We start from the raw sequence: 15377 nt of genomic DNA on the forward strand, positions 1-15377 counted from the left end.
GCGCTATTCCTGCCGCGTCATCCCCAAAGCCGCCTTGTTCACCAACGCCCGCAGCTCATAGGTCCGTTTCGCCATCGGCCCCGGCGTCAGCATGTTGGTCATCAGGATCGCAACCAGCTTGCGGTCGGGGTCGGCGAAGAAATAGGTGTTGCCGGATCCGGCCCAGCTTCCCGCACCCCTGGGCAGGCCGCCCTTCGCCTCCGTTTCGGCGTCGCCCAGAGCGAGGCCGTAGCCGAACATGCTGTCTTCCTCAGGCGCCCCGCCGGTGCGCAGGCGGGGGGTGAACATCGCATCGACCGTCTCGGGCTTCAGCAGGCGGCGGCCGTGCCAGGTGCCGCGGTTGGCGAGCATCTCGGCGAAGTGGCGATAATCCTCGATCGTGCCGGCGAGACCGCCGCCGGCGTCGCGCAGGCGGGTGGGGTCGCGATATTCGGAGGTGGCGGCGCTTTCCTGCGGCTTGAGGCCGCTCGGGGTGGCGAGGGTGTTGGCAACCAGCCGGGGCACGCGCGCATCGTCGATCACGAAACGGGTGTCGCGCATCTCCAGCGGATCGAAGATGCGGCGCTGGTAGAAATCGTCCAGCGTCTCGCCGGACACCCGCTCGATCACCGCGCCGAGTACCGTCGTCGAGAAGCCGTAGCTGAAGCGTTCGCCCGGCTGGTGGAGCAGGGGCGCCTTGCCCAGCCGTGCGACCAGGTCGGCCAGGGTGGCGGCAGGCGGCGCCTGATCGCGGCCGCTCGTCGCCGCGGTCGCGCGGCTGACGCCGTGGCGGCGGTAGTACCGGTGCACCGGCGTGTCGCCCATGAACTCATAGGTGATGCCGGAGGCGTGGAACAGCAGATCCTCGATCGTCACCGCGCGCGCGGGCGGGACGGTTCGCACCGGATCGGCATCCGGCGCGGCGGCTGCTGCCGCGGGGTCGTAGACGCGCAGGCCGGCGAGGTCGGGGAGGTATTGGCCGACCGGATCCTCGAGGCTCAGCCGGCCTTCCTCCGCCAGCATCATGATCGCCACCGACGTGATCGGCTTGGTCATCGAATAGAGGCGAAAGATCGCGTCCTCGGGGAGCGGGGCCTTGCTGGCGATGTCGCTGTAGCCGAGGCGAAAGGCGGCGAGGGGCGCGCCGTTTTGGGTGATCAGGATCTGGGCGTTGGGGATCTCGCCGGCATCCACCATGGCGGTGAGGCGGGCGCGGAGGGTGGCGATGGCGCCGGACTCAGCTCCCTCCCCCCGCGGGGGGAGGGTTGGGGAGAGGGGGAAGTCGCGCCAAGCGCAAGGGTCTTGAGGGATTAGCGCAGGAATGTCTGTCGGGGCGGGGGCTTTGGTCGTGACAAGGCTGTACGCCAGGCGCGACTCCCCCCTCTCCCCGTCCCTCTCCCCAAGGGGCGAGGGGGCGCGGCGGGCGCTCCTTTCGAGGGGGGCTGCTTGGGTTTGCGTAGCCAGTCCCAGTGCACAGACCAGTGCCAGCCGTGGCCTCACCCTCAAAACGGCTTGTCGCCCGCCACCGTGACCCGGAACCCCGACCGCGTGTCCGGGAAATAATCCCACACCGCGAAATGCTGGGTGCAGCGATTGTCCCAGAAGGCGACCGAATTTTTCTGCCAGCGGAAGCGCACCTGGAAGTTGGCGTTGTTGATGTGCTTGAACAGGAATTGCAGCACCGCGTCGCTCTCGTCCTTGCCTAGCTCGTTGATGCGGGTGGTGTAGGATGAGTTGACGAACAGCAGCTTGCGCCCTGTCACCGGGTGCGTGCGGATCACTGGGTGGCTGCTGATGTTGTACTTCTTGGTCGAATCCGGGAAGATCGCCTTGTAGACATGATCGCCGTCATGCACCGCGGTGAGCGGATCGAGGAAGGCCTTCATCGCGGGCGAGAGCGCGTCGTAGGCGGCATACATGCTGGCGAACAGCGTGTCGCCGCCATGGTCGGGCAGGGTGTGCATGTAGAGGATGCTGCCCATCGGCGGTTCGGGATCGCAGCTCAGGTCCGAATGCCACTTCTCGCCGGCGACGAACTTGCTGGTCTCGTCCGCATGGATCACCACCACCTCGGGATGCTCCTCCAGCCCTGCCACGCCCGAATGGATGTGGAGGTCGCCGAAGGCGCGGCCGAACGTCTTGTGCGCGTCGTGGGTGAGGGTCTGGTCGCGAAAGAAGACAACCTGGTGCTTCATCAGCGCATCGTGGATCTCGCTGAACGCCTGGTTGCCGAGCGGCTCGCTGAGATCGACGCCGAAGATCTCGGCGCCGATGCGCTTGGTCATCGGGCGGACGTCGATCAGGTCATAGGCCATCGCGATAATCCTTCATGGGGCAGGTCTCGTGTGAGCGGGGCGCCCCGCGCCCGGTTCGGCGCGCCGACCGCCGGTCTGCCGGCGGCGGTCGGGGCGTCGAAGTCTCCGGGCGCGGAACATAGGGTCTGGATCTCCGGGCGTCAGCCGATATCGAGCACGCTGCCCTTGTCGGGGAAGATGCGGCGTTCGATGCGGCAGTGGATGCCCTGGGTGCCGTCCACCACCTGAGTCACGCCGAAATCGGCAGCGACGCTCATCAGCGAATAGCCGTCGACGCGGGAGAGGCCCTGATGCTCGGTCAGCAGATGGAGCATGTCGGTGGAGGCGCCCTTCATCGCCTCGTCCAGATCGGCGCCGAAGCCATGGACGATCCAGCAATCGTCGGTCTGCAGCAGCGGCGAGGGGAACTGGAAATCCTTGCGCAGCACGATCTGGAACAGCACGTCGAGCGAGGCCTCGATCGCGGTGCCGCTGATCTCGCCGTCGCCCTGGCTCACATGCGGGTCGCCGATCGAGAACAGGCCACCCTTCACCTGCACCGGGTAGAACATCGTCGCGCCCGCGCCGATCCGCCAATTGTCGATATTGCCGCCGTGGAGGCCGGGCGGAATGGTGCTGACCGGCGCGTCGACCGCGGGGGCGACGCCGGCGGTGCCCAGATGCGGGCGCGCGGGGATGGTGATGCCGGGAAGGGCGGGGTGGCGATCGCATTCCGGGCAGTTGGTCATGCGACCGGGCAGGCCATAATCGCCCTCGATGTCATAGGCGTAGAGTGCGCTGGCGGTGTTGGCGTTGCGATCCAGCTTGTAGATCGTCACCCGCTCCTTCTCGCCGAATTCCTTGTAGAGATGGCCCCAGCTTGCCGACAGGTTCGATCCGTAATTGAAGCGCGGCTTCATCTGGAAATAGCGCACCTCCAGCATGTCGCCGGGCTCGGCACCCTCGACGTAGATCGGGCCGGTCATGATGTGGCAGCCGGGGGCGCGGGTTTCCGGGGCGATCTCGGTGAAGATGCGGCGGATGTCGCAATCCATCATCAGGCTGGGATCGTCGCCGGCATGGTGCGTCACCGCCTGCGCCTGGATCAGGTCGCCGCTCTTCACCACCAGCGCCGGCTTGATCTCGGGCGAGAAATAGCCCCAGTGAACGGTCTCGGGCGTCGCCCGCAGATAATGGAGCGCGCTCGGCTGGATATCCTCACGGACCGCGGCGGTTTGGGCGCTGATCAGGGCCATCGAAACTCCTCTGGGCAAAAATACGCTGAGACTGTGGGCAGGAGACGCGGGTCAGGCGCCGATGAGCACGCTCGTCATGCTGAGCGACTTGTGGTGGATGAAGTTGGGCTGGAACTCGGCCGCCTCGCCTTCATGACGGGCGCCGAGCACATAGAGCAAAGGCCAGAAATGGTCGGGCGTCGGCACCGAAAGCTTCGCTGCTTCCCCCATCGCCGCGAAGTCGATCACGACCTCGGGCCGGTCTTCGGCGATCGCGTCGACCATCGTCGTGTTGAAGCGCTCGGCCCAGGGGTAGGCAGGGGCGTCCGGGTTCCCCCAGTCCATTGCCGGCAGGTTGTGCACTATATTGCCGGTGCCGATGATCAGCACGCCCTCGTCGCGCAGCGGGCGCAGCAGGCGGCCGACCGCCCAATGGTCGGCGGGGGATTTGCCGACGTCCATGCCCAGTTGGACGACGGGGACGTCGGCTTCGGGATAGGCGTGGACGAGGACGGACCAGGTTCCGTGATCGAGCCCCCAGCCCTGATCGATGGTGACGGACATCGGGCTCAGCAACGCGCGCACGCGGCCGGCAAGCTCGGGATCGCCCGGTGCAGGATATTGCACATCGAACAGAGCCTGCGGAAAGGCACCGAAATCATGGATGGTGCGCGGCTGCGGCATCGCGGTAACGGCGGTGCCGCGCGTCAGCCAGTGCGCTGAGATGCACAGGATCGCCTTCGGCTTGCCTACGCGCCCGGCGATCGCATTCCAGGTCCGTGTGACCGCGCTCTTCTCGAGCGCGACCATCGGGCTGCCATGGCCGAAGAAAATGACGGGTAGGCGGCTCATCCGCTGAAACTCCACTTCACCTGATTGTCGTGCATCGCGCGCGTTCCCCTTGTCGCGCGCCGTGCGGCCCCTGTTCTTGTCGCTGACGCTAGGAACGGGCGGGGTTCGGGGTCTTGCGGCGCGACGCACAAGAATTTGTCGCGCCGCCGCCCAGGCCGGTTATTCGCGGGTGAAGTCCGCCGGAATCTGCGGATTTTCCCCGGCCTTGCCCCACAGCACGATCTCATTGCCCCACGGATCGACGAACGCATGGTTGTAGCCGTTGAACTCTTTCCAGTAATGATTGCGCCACAGGATGGTCGCCCCCAGCGTCTGCGCAGTCGCGAGGATGCGATCGGCGCTGTCGTCGTCGCTGATCAGGACCCAGATGCGCGGCTTGCGGCCGGTGGTGGAGAGCGTCCGCGGCTCGACGCCGGCGGGTTCGGGATGCGGGCGGGCATTGCCCGCGTCGAAGATGCCCAGGTGCAGGTTGCCGATCTGGCTGTCGCTGCCATCCTTGTTCTTGAAGAATCCGCCCGGCACCATGCGGTGATAGATGCCCTCCGGCCGCGCATCATTCTCCCAGCCGAACACCTCGGCATAGAAGGCGCCGGCCGCGGCAGGATCGTCGGAAGCGAGGTCGACGAAGATCAGGGTGTTGGTCATTCTTTGCTCCTGTGCAGGTATCGCCGGAGGTATCAGCGGCGGCGGCACAGGCTCGGCGGCGCGCGCACAAAAGCTTGATCGCTATCCCCTTCCCGCGCGCGGGAAGGGCGCGATGCTGCGGAAAAGAAGGCGGCACCGATCCCAGGGGACCGGTGCCGCAAGTCCCTTCCCGCACCGCGGGAAGGGGCAGGAGGGCGTTGATCAGGCGGCGCCGCTGCGGCGCAACTGGGTGACGGGCGCGGAAGGGCCGCGGCGGCGGTTCCATTCGCCCCAGTAGCGATCGACCAGCCACAGGTTGAACTGGCGCTGCGCGCCTTCCTGCCAGCTATAGCGGCCGCGCGGCGCGAACTTGGATTGCAGGCCCTGCTGGACCAGCAGATCGACATGCAGATCCTGCTCGACGATTTCGTACACCGCCTCGTCGTTCATCTTCATCTTGAGGGCATAGAGCGGGTCGGACATCGCATCGGGATGGAGCAATGTGCCCATCGTCAGCGCATGGGAACTTCCACTGTGGGCATCGAGGATCAGGAACAGCACCATGTCGCTCATGATCACCATCGACAGGCTGGGCGGCAGGTTGACGAACAGCAGCCGGTGGCGTTCCTCGTCGGTCAGCTTGGGAAAGACCGGGAAGACCGCCTTCTGCGTCGCGTTGAAGCTGGCATCGGGGTGGAGCGAGCCGTTGAGCCGGTAATAGCCGGCGGTGTTCTCGGGCAGGTCCGGGAAGCTGGCGAGGGCGCTCGGCACGAAATCGTGCAGCGGGCCCTGGTGCAGACGGTTGGCGTGGTAACCGTCATTGTTGTTCTCGAACATCACCTTCCAGTTCCACGCATAATGCGTGGGCGCCTGCGGACGGGGGCCGCGCAGCGAGGCGAAGTCGTAATTGGCGACGACTTCTTCCAGTCCCGCCAGCCGCGGCTTGAGCGGTGCCGCGTCAGCGTCGAAGTTGATGAAGACGAAGCCGTGCCAGCTTTCGATGCGCAGCTTGGGCAGGCTGGCCGACTTCTTGTCGAAGTTGCAGGTCTTGTTCATCGCCGGCGCGCCGACCAGCGTGCCGTCGAGGTCATAGGTCCAGTGATGATAGGGGCAGACGAAGGCGCGGGTGTTGCCGGCGCCCTCCGCCACCAGCATCGCGCGGTGCTGGCAGACCGCCGACATCGCGTTGAGCTGGCCGTTGCGGTCGCGCGCCACGATCACCGGTTCGCCGGCATGGGTGGCGGTGAAGAAGTCGCCCGGCTTTTCCGCCCATTCCTCGCGGCCCACGCACAGCCATTCGCGATAGAAGATCGCCTCGCGCTCGAAGCGGAAGAATTCCTCGTCCGTGTAGCAGGCCGGCGGCAGGGTATCGGCTTCCAGCGTGTCACGGATCGAACTCGAGAAGCTGTCGAAGAACTGGTCGGTCAGAATCGTCATTCAATTGGTCCCGTCGGCTGTGTCGGCCCGGCGATGCGCACCAGGATGGCGCCGCCGGACCTCTCACGGATGGTGGATGGTTTAGCGCCGCCTTTTGCCGGCGGCTTTGCGCTCCGCGCCGTCTCTTTTGGCAGCGACGGTGTGGAGAGTGGGATGCGCGGGGATTATTCCGCGGGCATCAGTTCCGCGCTCTCGGCCAGCGCATCCCCGGGCCGGCGCGGTGCGCGCAGCAGGAAGGCGGTGGAGAAGAAGGCGAGGGCAAGCAGCGCGGCGAAGGCGAGGAAGGCGGTGGCGAAGCTGCCGGTCGTGTCGGCGATGTTGCCGGCGAAGGGCGGGCCGAGGACCGCGAAGGTGGTCGCCATGGTCGCCATCGCCGTCATGTCGCCCGCGATCGCCGCGCCGAAGTAGCGAAGCAGCAGGATGTGGGCGCTCAGCCACGAAAGCCCCCAGCCGATGCCGAACAGCACCGCAGCGCCGTAGACTGCCGGTTCGACGCGCACGAGGTAGAGCATCAGCATCGCCCCGCACTGCAGCGCGAGCCCGCCGACCAGCAGGTGCTTGGGCGCCACCTTCTCGCTCAGCGCGCCGGTCACGCCCTTGGCGACGGTGCCGGCGAACGCCAGCAGGCTCATCGCGAAGGCGCCGGCGGTGGCGCCGACACCAAGGCTGGCGACATGCGCGACCAGCGCGGAGTGCATCGTGGTGACCACGGTCTGCACCACCATCATCGCGAAGGCGAGGATCAGGAACGAGGGGGTGAGCAGCGCCTGCCGCACTGTCCACGGCGAGGCGCCGGTTGCGCCATGGCCGCTTGCGCCGGCGTTGGTCACCTGCTCCACGCTTTCCACCTTCATCGCATCGCGGATGCCGACAAGGCAGATCAGTCCATAGATGAGCGCGAAGATCGCCATCACGATCCAGTGCATCCGCCAGCTGCCGCTGGCGCCGACGATCGTCTCGACGATCAGCGGCCCCGCGATGCCGCCGGCCGCCCCCGCCATGAAGTAGATGCCGATCATCCGCGCCGAGGTGTTGGGAAACCAGGTGGCGAGCAGATAGACCGCGGGGGAGGGGGCGATCAGCGAGAAGCCGATGCCCATCAGCGAGGTCGCGACGAAGAAGAAGCCGAGCGCCTGAATGCCCGAGGCGATGAAGAAGCCCACCGCCAGCACCAGCGCGCCGAACGCCATCGTCAGCCGCGTGCCGAACATCTTCATCATCATCGGCGGCAGCGGGCTGCTGAGCCCGCAGGCGAGGCCGAGCAGCGAGAAGCTGAAGCCCGCCGCTGCCTGCGACCAGCCCAGTTCGGCCACCATCGTGTAGAGCACATAGCCGAGCGACGTGAACGTCGTGGCCGTCACGAAGAAGAAGCCGAGCGACGAGATGATCATGACGAGTAGGTTGCGCGGCATAGCTCGCTCCAGAAGTGGCGCCCGTTCCGCCGGGATGCAAGCCCCGACGATTGCGGTGAAGCTGACACAGCGGTGCCACGCCGCTCTTGATGATCCGCGCAAGAAGAATTGACGGGCACGGCGCAATGCGTCCGCCGGGCTCAGCCCTTGCGCTGCAGCGCCTCCACGCGGGGGCGCTCCGCCGGCGGGATCAGCCCCTCCAGCACCCCCCAGAAGCCCGAGACCGAATCCTGCCCCGCCGCCGCATAGGCCACCGACATCCGCTCCCGCAGAGCCTCGAACAATTCGGCCTCCAGCGCGACGCCCGCAGGCGTCAGCCGCAGCAGCCGCTGGCGGCGGTCGGTGGGTCCGGGGCGGCTTTCCACCAATCCGCGCTCGGCGAGTTCGTTGAGCACGCGGCCAAGCGACTGCTTGGTGATCGCGAGCAGCCCCAGCAGTTCGCTGACCGACAAGTTGGGGCTGCGCGCGATGAAATAGAGCGTGCGGTGGTGCGCGCGGCCCAGCCCCTGCTTCGCCAGCCCCTCATCGATGCCGCGATAGAGGTGGCTGTAGCCGAAATAGAGAAGCTCCACGCCCCGGCGGATTTCCGCTTCGCGGAGGAAGAGCGCGGATGCGCCTTGATTTATGACAGCCATATTGACCTATTTTTCCGCGAACTTTACATCCGCTCAAGCCCGAAACGGGCGCGCATTCGGATTCGGTAAGGATGGACGATGGTCGATACCCGCACCTATGACGACCGTGATGGTTGGATCTGGTTCGACGGCAAGCTCGTGCCGTGGCGGGAGGCGAACATCCACGTACTGACGCATGGGCTGCATTATGCCTCCTCGGTATTCGAGGGGCAACGCGCGTATGGCGGCACCATCTTCGCGCTGGCCAGGCATAGCGAGCGGCTGGTGAATTCGGCGCGCATCCTGGGGTTCGACCTGCCGTGGAGCGTCGCCGAGATCGATGCGGCCTGCATCGCGGTGATGCAGGCGAACGACCTGACCGACTGCTATCTGCGCCCGGTGGCGTGGCGCGGATCGGAGCAGTTGGGCGTCGCCGCGCAGGCGACGAAGCCGCATCTCGCGATCGCAGCGTGGCCATGGGGCGCCTATTTCGGCGAGGATGCGTTGGCGAAGGGGCTGCGGCTCGACATCGCCCCCTGGCGCCGCCCGGCGCCGCACACCGCCCCGGTTCATGCCAAGGCGTCGGGCCTCTACATGATCGCCACCATGTCCAAGCATCATGCCGAGGCGCGCGGCTTCAACGACGCGCTGATGCTCGACTGGCGCGGGCAGGTGGCGGAGGCGACCGGCGCCAACGCCTTCTTCATCCGCGACAATGTGATCCACACGCCGACACCCGATTGTTTTCTGGATGGCATCACCCGCCAGACCGTGATCGAGATCGCGAGGAAGCGGGGCATCGCAGTGCAGGAACGCGCGATCTGGCCGGAGGAACTCGAGACGTTCGAGCAATTCTTCCTGACCGGCAGCGCCGCCGAAATCGCTCCGGTGGGGTCGGCAGGGCCATGGACGTTCGAAGTCGGCGCGCTGACCCGGCAGATCCAGAAGGACTATTCGGATCTCGTCAACGGCCGCGTCTCGAACGGGTAAGCGGGGCACAATCGAAGATGTCGGCCGTTATCGGGTGGATGACCGATGCTCTCGTCCATGTGCCGATCGCGGTCGGCGTGCAGCTTGCAAGCTGGGGCATCGGCCGCGCGATGGGCGTGCCCACCCGCGCCGGGCTGTGGCTCGGCGCCTTTGCCGGTGGCGCGGTGTGCGTCATGCGCGAAATCACCCAGCACGAATATCGCTGGATCGAGGCGTTCGGTGACGGGCGCCGCGCGAACATGGCGGGCTATGAGGGGTTGAAGGTCTGGGACTGGAACCGTCACTCGATCGAGGAGACGGTGCTGGCGGTCGCGGCCGTCGCCGCGGTGGCGCTGGTGGCCGGTCGCGGGCGCTGAGCGGCGCGCGCGGAACAACCGGCCGCTCATTCCCGTTATCCTCGTTCCCGCGCCAAGCAGTCGCGGCAGCCCAGCGAGGATCATGTCGGACCTGCCAGCCCCCATCGACTGCAGCATTTTCGATCCGCCCGAAGACGCCGTCGCATTCTACGCCGAAAGCCTCCGCCTGCTGAACGGCTGGGATGTGCCGTTCCTGCTGTCCGGCACATATGCGCTCACCTGCCACACCGGCGTGATCCGGCCGACCAAGGATATCGACATCTTCTGCAAGGCGGGCGATGCGCCGCGCCTGCTCGCCCATTTCAAGGAAGCCGGTTACCGCATCACCGTCGAGGACGACCGCTGGATCGGCAAGGTGTGGGACGGCGAGAATTTCTTCGACGTCATCTACAACATCTCCTCCGCCTCGATCCCGGTCACCGACAGCTGGTTCACCGAGGTCTATGAGGCGGACGTCTATGATCAGCGCGTGCGGATCACGCCGCCCACCGAATTCATCCTCTCCAAGCTCTTCATCCAGGATCGCTACCGCTATGACGGCGCGGACGTCGCGCATGTGATCCTGCGCAAGCACGACGAGATCGATTGGCAGCGGCTGCTCTCGGCGATGGAGTTGCACTGGGAGGTGCTGCTGATCCATTTGCTGAACTTCCGCTTCATCTACCCCACCGAACGCGATCTGGTGCCGCGCTGGCTGTTCGACACGTTGATCGAGCGCGTCCGCGCGCAGGCGGAATTGCCGCCGGCCAATGTGAAGGTCTGCCGCGGCCGTCTGCTGTCGCCGCGCGACTATGTGGTCGACATCACCAATTGGGGTTTCGCCGATGTCGTCGGCAAGGGCCTGGAGGAAAAGCATGAGCGACATTTCTGAGCCGCTCCGCCTCGCGGCGATCGGCGACCTGCACGTGACCGAGGACTCGCACCAGCGTTATCGCGCGCTGTTCGAGGAGATCTCGGAGAAGGCCGATGTGCTTGCGCTGTGCGGCGATCTCACGAATTTCGGCAAGGCGAGCGAGGCGGAGGTGCTCGCCGAGGATTTGCGCGGCTGCACCATCCCCACCGTGGGCGTCCTCGGCAATCATGATTATGAATGCGGCGCGCCGGAAGAGGTCGTCCGTATCCTCCGGCAGGCGGGCGTGACCATTCTCGACGAGCAGGCGGTCGAGATCCAGGGTGTCGGCTTTGCCGGCGTGAAGGGGTTCGTCGGTGGCTTCGGCCGCGGCGAACTGGGCGGGTTCGGCGAGCGCGCGATCAAGGCGTTCGTCGAGGAATCGGTCAACGAAGCGCGCAAGCTGGAAAACGGCCTGCGCTCGCTGCGCACCGATCGCGCGGTGGCGGTGCTGCATTATGCGCCGATTCCGGAAACCGTGGCGGGCGAGCCGGCGGAGATCTTCCCCTTCCTCGGCTCCTCGCGCCTGGCCGACGCCGTCGATCGGTTCGACAATGTGAAGGCGGTGGTCCACGGCCATGCGCATCGCGGCACCTATGAGGGGCGTACGCGGCGCGGCGTGCCGGTGTTCAACTGCGCGCAGTTCGTGGTGAACGAGCGGTTCGACCGTCCCTACGCGCTGCTGGAAATCTAGGCGACGACCAGCCGGCGGTGCAACGCCGCCAGCGCATCGTCCGCCGCCACCGGCAGTGCGAGCAGCGCAAGGCCGTGCGCAGTGACGGCGCGCCAGCCTTGCGCGTCGATGCGCTGTTCCGACCAGTCGAGCATTGCCCCCGTCAGCAGGTGGACGAAGCAGCGCGCGAACGTCGCGACATTGGCATCCGCGCGGAACCGGCCGCTGGCGTCAGCCGCCGCAACCGCAGTGCGCCAGAAATCGATGCCGGGGTCGGCGTCCGGCTCGGCGTCTCTCTCGTCGGCCGAGGAACGATAGACCGCACCATAAAGCGCGCGATGGAAATGCGGATGGCGATCGAGGTCATCCGCCAGCAGGTCGACCGCGTCGAACAGCCTCAGCAGCGGATCCGCCGACCCGTGCGCGCGCAACCGCGACTCGAAACTCTCGCGCTGGTCCGCATAGAGCGCGGCGATCACACCGCGCTTCGATCCGAACAGATTATAGGGCGTGGCTTCCGCCACGCCCGCCTCTTCGGCCAGCCGCCGCATCGAAATGTCCGACGTCGCGAGGATCCGCCGCGCCGCATCGAGCAATGCCGCCCGCCGCTCGCTCTTCGCCTGTTCGCGCCGGCCCTGATTCATCTGAGTTGCCACGTGGCAACTTTACCCAATCATCGCGCCTTGCAAAATATTATAGCGCGCTATAAAAATATGACGATGCCGGCACAGACCGGCCGCAGGTGGAGAGGGCAGATGAAATTCTCGGCATGTTTCGAGGCGCAGATGGTCGATACCTCGCGTGAGAGCGAGCAACGGACCTTTCATGAAGCAGTGGAGCAGGCGGTCTATGCCGAGGACATGGGCTTGGATGGCATCTGGGCCGTCGAGCACCACGCGCTCACCCAATATTCGCACATGTCCTCGCCGGAGACGTTCCTGGCGTTCGTCGCGGGCAAGACCGATCGGATCCGCATCGGTCATGGCGTGATCTGCCTGCCGCCCGCGATGAACCATCCTGTGAAGGTGGCCGAACGCGTCGCGACGCTGGACATATTGTCGCGCGGACGCGTCAATTTCGGGATCGGCAAGGGCGGCACCCAGCAGGAGGCGGGTACCTTCGGCTATGACTTCGCCGAGCTCCAGCCGATGATCGACGAGGCGATGTATCTGATCCCCAAGATCATGGTCGAGGACGAGATCGAGCATCACGGCAAATATATCGATATTCCGCGCCGGCCGATCCATCCCAAGCCGTGGCAGCAGCCGCACCCGCCGATGTTCATGGCGGCGACCCGCGAGGAATCGTTGATCAACGCCGCGTCGCGCGGGTTGGGCGGCATGATCCTGGGGTTCAGCAAGCCCGACGACACGGCGCGGCTCAACGCCGCCTATCGCGCCGCCTTCGCGCGCCGCGATCCGGCGCAGCAGGTGCCCTATGTCCCCAACGAATATCTCGCGGTCGGCTGCCCGATCATAGTCAGCGACGATCGCGAGAAGGCGCGCCGCATCGGCTTCCGCGGCCAGCGCTTCTTCGCTCAGGCGATCCATTACTGGTATGGCGGCGGCACCAAGCCCGAGGTCGAGGAACTCAGTTCGGAGGAACATGCCGCCGAAGTGAAGAGGGTGGAGGCGGCGACGATCGCCTATCTCAACGAGGCGCAGATCCCGGTCACCCCGGCCGCGACCGACATGTACAATCTCGACCATGCCTATGGCACGCCCGCCGACGCGATCGCGCATATCGAGCGGCTGGAAGCAGCGGGGGCGGACGAGGTGCTGATGCTGATGCAGATGGGCACCGTGCCGCACGAGGCGATCATGGAGACGCTGCGCCACCTGGGCGAGACGATCATTCCGCACTTCAGGGCGAAAGAAGCGCGGGCGAAGGCGGCCTGACGGAGCGCGGCGCGATGTCGCTCACCCCCGCCGCACGCGCGATGCTGGACCAACTCACCGCGCAGAAGATCGACTGGAGCCGGATCGGCGCGGTCGAGTTCCGCCAGATGTCGGCGGCGATGGCCCAGCCAGCCGACCCGGCCGATGGCGTCGAGACGCGGGATCTGGAAGCGGACGGCGTTCCCGTCCGCCTCTATCGCCGAACCGAGGCCGGCGATGCGCCCGAACCCGTGCTGCTGTTCCTCCACGGCGGCGGCTACATCGCCTGCTCGATCGACAGCCATGAGCGGCTGTGCAGCCGGCTTGCGCGGCTGGCGGGCTGCACGATCGTCTCGGTCGAGTATCGGCTCGCGCCCGAGCATGTGTTCCCGGCGGCGGTCGACGATGCGTGGACGGCGCTGAACTGGCTGGCGCGAGAGGCGGTTGCGCTCGGCGTTGATCCGGCGCGCATCGCAGTGGGCGGTGACAGCGCCGGCGGCACCCTGGCGACGGTCGCGGCGATCCGCGCGCGCGACGCGGGCGGGCCGGGACTGGTCCATCAGTTGCTGATCTATCCGGGGGCCGATCTCGTCGAGCAAACCGAATCGCGCCGCGCCTTCGCCGAGGGCTATTTTCTCGACGCCGATTTTTCCGAACTCTGCCTCAACGCGTATCTGCCTCGGCGCGAGGACCGCGCGCACCCCTGGGTGTCGCCGTCACGCACGGCATCGCTCGCCGGGCTGCCGCCGGCGACGATCCTCACCGCCGAATGCGATCCGCTCCGCGACGAAGGGCGGGACTATGGGTTGCGGCTGCGCGCCGCCGGCGTCGCAGTGGATGGCCGGACCTATCCCGGCATGTTCCACGGCTTCGTCAGCATGTTCGGCGTGTTGCCGGAAGCGGATGCGGCGGTGGCCGATGCCGCCGCGGCGCTGGCCCAGGCCTTTGGAGACCGCGCATGACCGTCCGGCCGTTCCGCATCGACATGCCGCAGCAGCGGCTGGACTGGATCACCCGTCGGATCGACGAGGCGGCCTGGCCCGACGAAGCGGCGGGCGATCCGTGGGCGTATGGCACCAGCCCCGCTGCGCTGCGCGACCTCGTCTCCTATTGGCGCGATCATTATGACTGGCGCGCACGCGAGGCGGCGATCAACCGCTTCGATCAGGTGTTGGTCGATGTCGAGGTCGATGGCGAACGCTATAGCGTCCACCTGATCCATGCGGTGGGGAAGGGCCCCGCACCGAAGACCGTGGTGGTCAGCCATGGCTGGCCCGGCTCCTTCGTCGAATTCCTCGACATCATCGGCCCGCTCACCGACCCCGCCGCTTATGGCGGCGATCCTGCGGACGCGATGACGGTGCTGGTGCCGTCGCTGCTCGGCTATGGCTTTTCGTCCAAGCCCAGCCGACCGATCGGCCCGCGCACCATTGCCAGGGCCTTCGACCGCGCCGTCGCCGCGCTCGGCTATACCGATTATGTCGCGCAGGGCGGGGACTGGGGATCGTCGGTCTCGGGCTGGCTCGGCTATGAGGGCGCGGGCTGCTCGGCCATCCACATCAACTTCGCCTTCGGCTGGACCAATCCGGATGCGCAGCCCGAAACCCCCGGAGAGATCGCCGCGATGCAGTCGCTCGGCGAGGTGTGGCGCACCGAGGGCGGCTATATGGTGGTGCAGTCGACCAAGCCGGTCTCGCTGTCCTACGCGATGGCGGACAGTCCGCTGGGCGTGGCGGCGTGGATCCTCGAGAAGTTCCACGGCTGGTCGCAACTGCCCGATGGCGACCTCTGGGCAGTCCATTCGCGCGAACGCATCCTCGACAACATCATGGTCTATCTGGTGACGGACACGTTCGGCACCGCATCCTGGCTTTATCGCGGCGTGCTCGACGAACCGGTGCCGGCGGGTGCGCGCGTGGAAAAACCGGTGTCGGTCGCGAACTTTCCGGGTGAAGGCGCGCTGTTCCCGCGGTCCTGGGTCGAGAAGAGCTACAACGTCGTGCGCTGGACCGAATTGCCGCGCGGCGGCCATTTCGCGGCGATGGAGCAGCCGGGGCTGTTCGTGGAGGATCTGCGGGGGTTCGTGCGAACGCTGCGCTGAACGCCGAACGCGCCGCCTGCTTCTCTCCCTTCCGCTCCCGCACG

At 66.6% G+C, this 15377-nt stretch carries 16 protein-coding genes; 7 read left to right on the forward strand and 9 right to left on the reverse strand.

The features are described 5' to 3' along the window. Positions 1 to 3 precede the first annotated feature (3 nt). The 8 genes from NX02_RS07965 to NX02_RS08000 all read right to left on the reverse strand — a co-directional run bounded on the left by NX02_RS07965 (position 4) and on the right by NX02_RS08000 (position 8468). Positions 4 to 1548, reverse strand: a complete 1545-nt coding sequence (locus NX02_RS07965; RefSeq protein WP_342671303.1) for a serine hydrolase domain-containing protein — start codon at positions 1546 to 1548, stop codon at positions 4 to 6. Then, positions 1482 to 2294 carry a TauD/TfdA dioxygenase family protein gene (locus tag NX02_RS07970; RefSeq protein WP_025291665.1) on the reverse strand — a complete coding sequence of 271 codons (813 nt, stop codon included), beginning with the start codon at positions 2292 to 2294 and terminating at the stop codon, positions 1482 to 1484. The genes NX02_RS07965 and NX02_RS07970 overlap by 67 nt, the downstream gene beginning before the upstream one ends. Positions 2295 to 2434: 140 nt before the next feature. Next, on the reverse strand, positions 2435 to 3529 hold the full coding sequence (locus NX02_RS07975; RefSeq protein WP_025291666.1) for an acetamidase/formamidase family protein: 1095 nt from the start codon (positions 3527 to 3529) through the stop codon (positions 2435 to 2437). A gap of 51 nt (positions 3530 to 3580) precedes the next feature. Beyond that, entirely contained in the window at positions 3581 to 4360 is a 780-nt protein-coding gene (gene ygiD / locus NX02_RS07980) for a 4,5-DOPA-extradiol-dioxygenase (protein ID WP_025291667.1), read from the reverse strand. Between the two features lie 159 nt (positions 4361 to 4519). Continuing rightward, a complete protein-coding gene (locus tag NX02_RS07985) occupies positions 4520 to 5005 on the reverse strand; it encodes a VOC family protein (RefSeq protein WP_025291668.1) in 486 nt (161 codons plus the stop codon). Between the two features lie 201 nt (positions 5006 to 5206). Then, positions 5207 to 6421 (reverse strand): aromatic ring-hydroxylating oxygenase subunit alpha, encoded by a 1215-nt coding sequence (locus NX02_RS07990; protein ID WP_025291669.1) that lies wholly within the window; start codon positions 6419 to 6421, stop codon positions 5207 to 5209. Between the two features lie 164 nt (positions 6422 to 6585). Continuing rightward, entirely contained in the window at positions 6586 to 7833 is a 1248-nt protein-coding gene (locus NX02_RS07995) for an MFS transporter (RefSeq protein ID WP_245648801.1), read from the reverse strand. Between the two features lie 140 nt (positions 7834 to 7973). Next, a complete protein-coding gene (locus NX02_RS08000; protein WP_025291671.1) occupies positions 7974 to 8468 on the reverse strand; it encodes a MarR family winged helix-turn-helix transcriptional regulator in 495 nt (164 codons plus the stop codon). Positions 8469 to 8546: 78 nt separating this feature from the next. Here NX02_RS08000 and NX02_RS08005 point away from each other — a divergent pair, with 78 nt between their 5' ends. The 4 genes from NX02_RS08005 to NX02_RS08020 all read left to right on the forward strand — a co-directional run bounded on the left by NX02_RS08005 (position 8547) and on the right by NX02_RS08020 (position 11376). Beyond that, complete coding sequence (locus NX02_RS08005) at positions 8547 to 9437, forward strand: branched-chain amino acid aminotransferase (protein WP_025291672.1); 891 nt, start codon at positions 8547 to 8549, stop codon at positions 9435 to 9437. Between the two features lie 38 nt (positions 9438 to 9475). Beyond that, the gene (locus NX02_RS08010; RefSeq protein ID WP_053000612.1) at positions 9476 to 9793 is read left to right on the forward strand and encodes a hypothetical protein; all 318 of its coding nucleotides are present in this window, start codon (positions 9476 to 9478) and stop codon (positions 9791 to 9793) included. Positions 9794 to 9875: 82 nt separating this feature from the next. Continuing rightward, positions 9876 to 10664: a nucleotidyltransferase family protein gene (locus NX02_RS08015; protein WP_025291674.1), complete on the forward strand. Its 789-nt coding sequence runs from the start codon at positions 9876 to 9878 to the stop codon at positions 10662 to 10664. Further along, entirely contained in the window at positions 10648 to 11376 is a 729-nt protein-coding gene (locus NX02_RS08020) for a metallophosphoesterase family protein (RefSeq protein WP_025291675.1), read from the forward strand. The genes NX02_RS08015 and NX02_RS08020 overlap by 17 nt, the downstream gene beginning before the upstream one ends. Here the strand turns inward: NX02_RS08020 and NX02_RS30635 are convergent. Continuing rightward, positions 11373 to 11999, reverse strand: a complete 627-nt coding sequence (locus NX02_RS30635) for a TetR/AcrR family transcriptional regulator (protein ID WP_025291676.1) — start codon at positions 11997 to 11999, stop codon at positions 11373 to 11375. The two genes, NX02_RS08020 and NX02_RS30635, sit on opposite strands and share 4 nt — an antisense overlap. 111 nt (positions 12000 to 12110) lie before the next feature. Here NX02_RS30635 and NX02_RS08030 point away from each other — a divergent pair, with 111 nt between their 5' ends. Genes NX02_RS08030 through NX02_RS08040 form a run of 3 tightly spaced genes read left to right on the forward strand, consistent with a single transcriptional unit; the run spans position 12111 to position 15333 of the window. Continuing rightward, positions 12111 to 13253 carry an LLM class flavin-dependent oxidoreductase gene (locus NX02_RS08030; protein ID WP_025291677.1) on the forward strand — a complete coding sequence of 381 codons (1143 nt, stop codon included), beginning with the start codon at positions 12111 to 12113 and terminating at the stop codon, positions 13251 to 13253. Positions 13254 to 13267: 14 nt separating this feature from the next. After that, positions 13268 to 14194, forward strand: a complete 927-nt coding sequence (locus tag NX02_RS08035; RefSeq protein WP_025291678.1) for an alpha/beta hydrolase — start codon at positions 13268 to 13270, stop codon at positions 14192 to 14194. Then, positions 14191 to 15333: an epoxide hydrolase family protein gene (locus NX02_RS08040; RefSeq protein ID WP_025291679.1), complete on the forward strand. Its 1143-nt coding sequence runs from the start codon at positions 14191 to 14193 to the stop codon at positions 15331 to 15333. Before NX02_RS08035 ends, NX02_RS08040 begins: the two co-directional genes overlap by 4 nt. Positions 15334 to 15377: the final 44 nt, after the last annotated feature.

It is taken from the genome of Sphingomonas sanxanigenens DSM 19645 = NX02, from assembly GCF_000512205.2.
Classification (GTDB): Bacteria; Pseudomonadota; Alphaproteobacteria; order Sphingomonadales; family Sphingomonadaceae; genus Sphingomonas_D; species Sphingomonas_D sanxanigenens.

Bases quoted from the DNA above. Each gene is read 5' to 3' on its own strand.
- NX02_RS07970 (WP_025291665.1), bottom strand. From the start codon at position 2,294: ATGGCCTATGACCTGATCGACGTCCGCCCGATGACCAAGCGCATCGGC.
- NX02_RS07975 (WP_025291666.1), bottom strand. From the start codon at position 3,529: ATGGCCCTGATCAGCGCCCAAACCGCCGCGGTCCGTGAGGATATCCAG.
- ygiD (WP_025291667.1), bottom strand. From the start codon at position 4,360: ATGAGCCGCCTACCCGTCATTTTCTTCGGCCATGGCAGCCCGATGGTC.
- NX02_RS07985 (WP_025291668.1), bottom strand. From the start codon at position 5,005: ATGACCAACACCCTGATCTTCGTCGACCTCGCTTCCGACGATCCTGCC.
- NX02_RS07990 (WP_025291669.1), bottom strand. From the start codon at position 6,421: ATGACGATTCTGACCGACCAGTTCTTCGACAGCTTCTCGAGTTCGATC.
- NX02_RS07995 (WP_245648801.1), bottom strand. From the start codon at position 7,833: ATGCCGCGCAACCTACTCGTCATGATCATCTCGTCGCTCGGCTTCTTC.
- NX02_RS08000 (WP_025291671.1), bottom strand. From the start codon at position 8,468: ATGGCTGTCATAAATCAAGGCGCATCCGCGCTCTTCCTCCGCGAAGCG.
- NX02_RS08005 (WP_025291672.1), top strand. From the start codon at position 8,547: ATGGTCGATACCCGCACCTATGACGACCGTGATGGTTGGATCTGGTTC.
- NX02_RS08010 (WP_053000612.1), top strand. From the start codon at position 9,476: ATGACCGATGCTCTCGTCCATGTGCCGATCGCGGTCGGCGTGCAGCTT.
- NX02_RS08015 (WP_025291674.1), top strand. From the start codon at position 9,876: ATGTCGGACCTGCCAGCCCCCATCGACTGCAGCATTTTCGATCCGCCC.
- NX02_RS08020 (WP_025291675.1), top strand. From the start codon at position 10,648: ATGAGCGACATTTCTGAGCCGCTCCGCCTCGCGGCGATCGGCGACCTG.
- NX02_RS30635 (WP_025291676.1), bottom strand. From the start codon at position 11,999: ATGAATCAGGGCCGGCGCGAACAGGCGAAGAGCGAGCGGCGGGCGGCA.
- NX02_RS08030 (WP_025291677.1), top strand. From the start codon at position 12,111: ATGAAATTCTCGGCATGTTTCGAGGCGCAGATGGTCGATACCTCGCGT.
- NX02_RS08035 (WP_025291678.1), top strand. From the start codon at position 13,268: ATGTCGCTCACCCCCGCCGCACGCGCGATGCTGGACCAACTCACCGCG.
- NX02_RS08040 (WP_025291679.1), top strand. From the start codon at position 14,191: ATGACCGTCCGGCCGTTCCGCATCGACATGCCGCAGCAGCGGCTGGAC.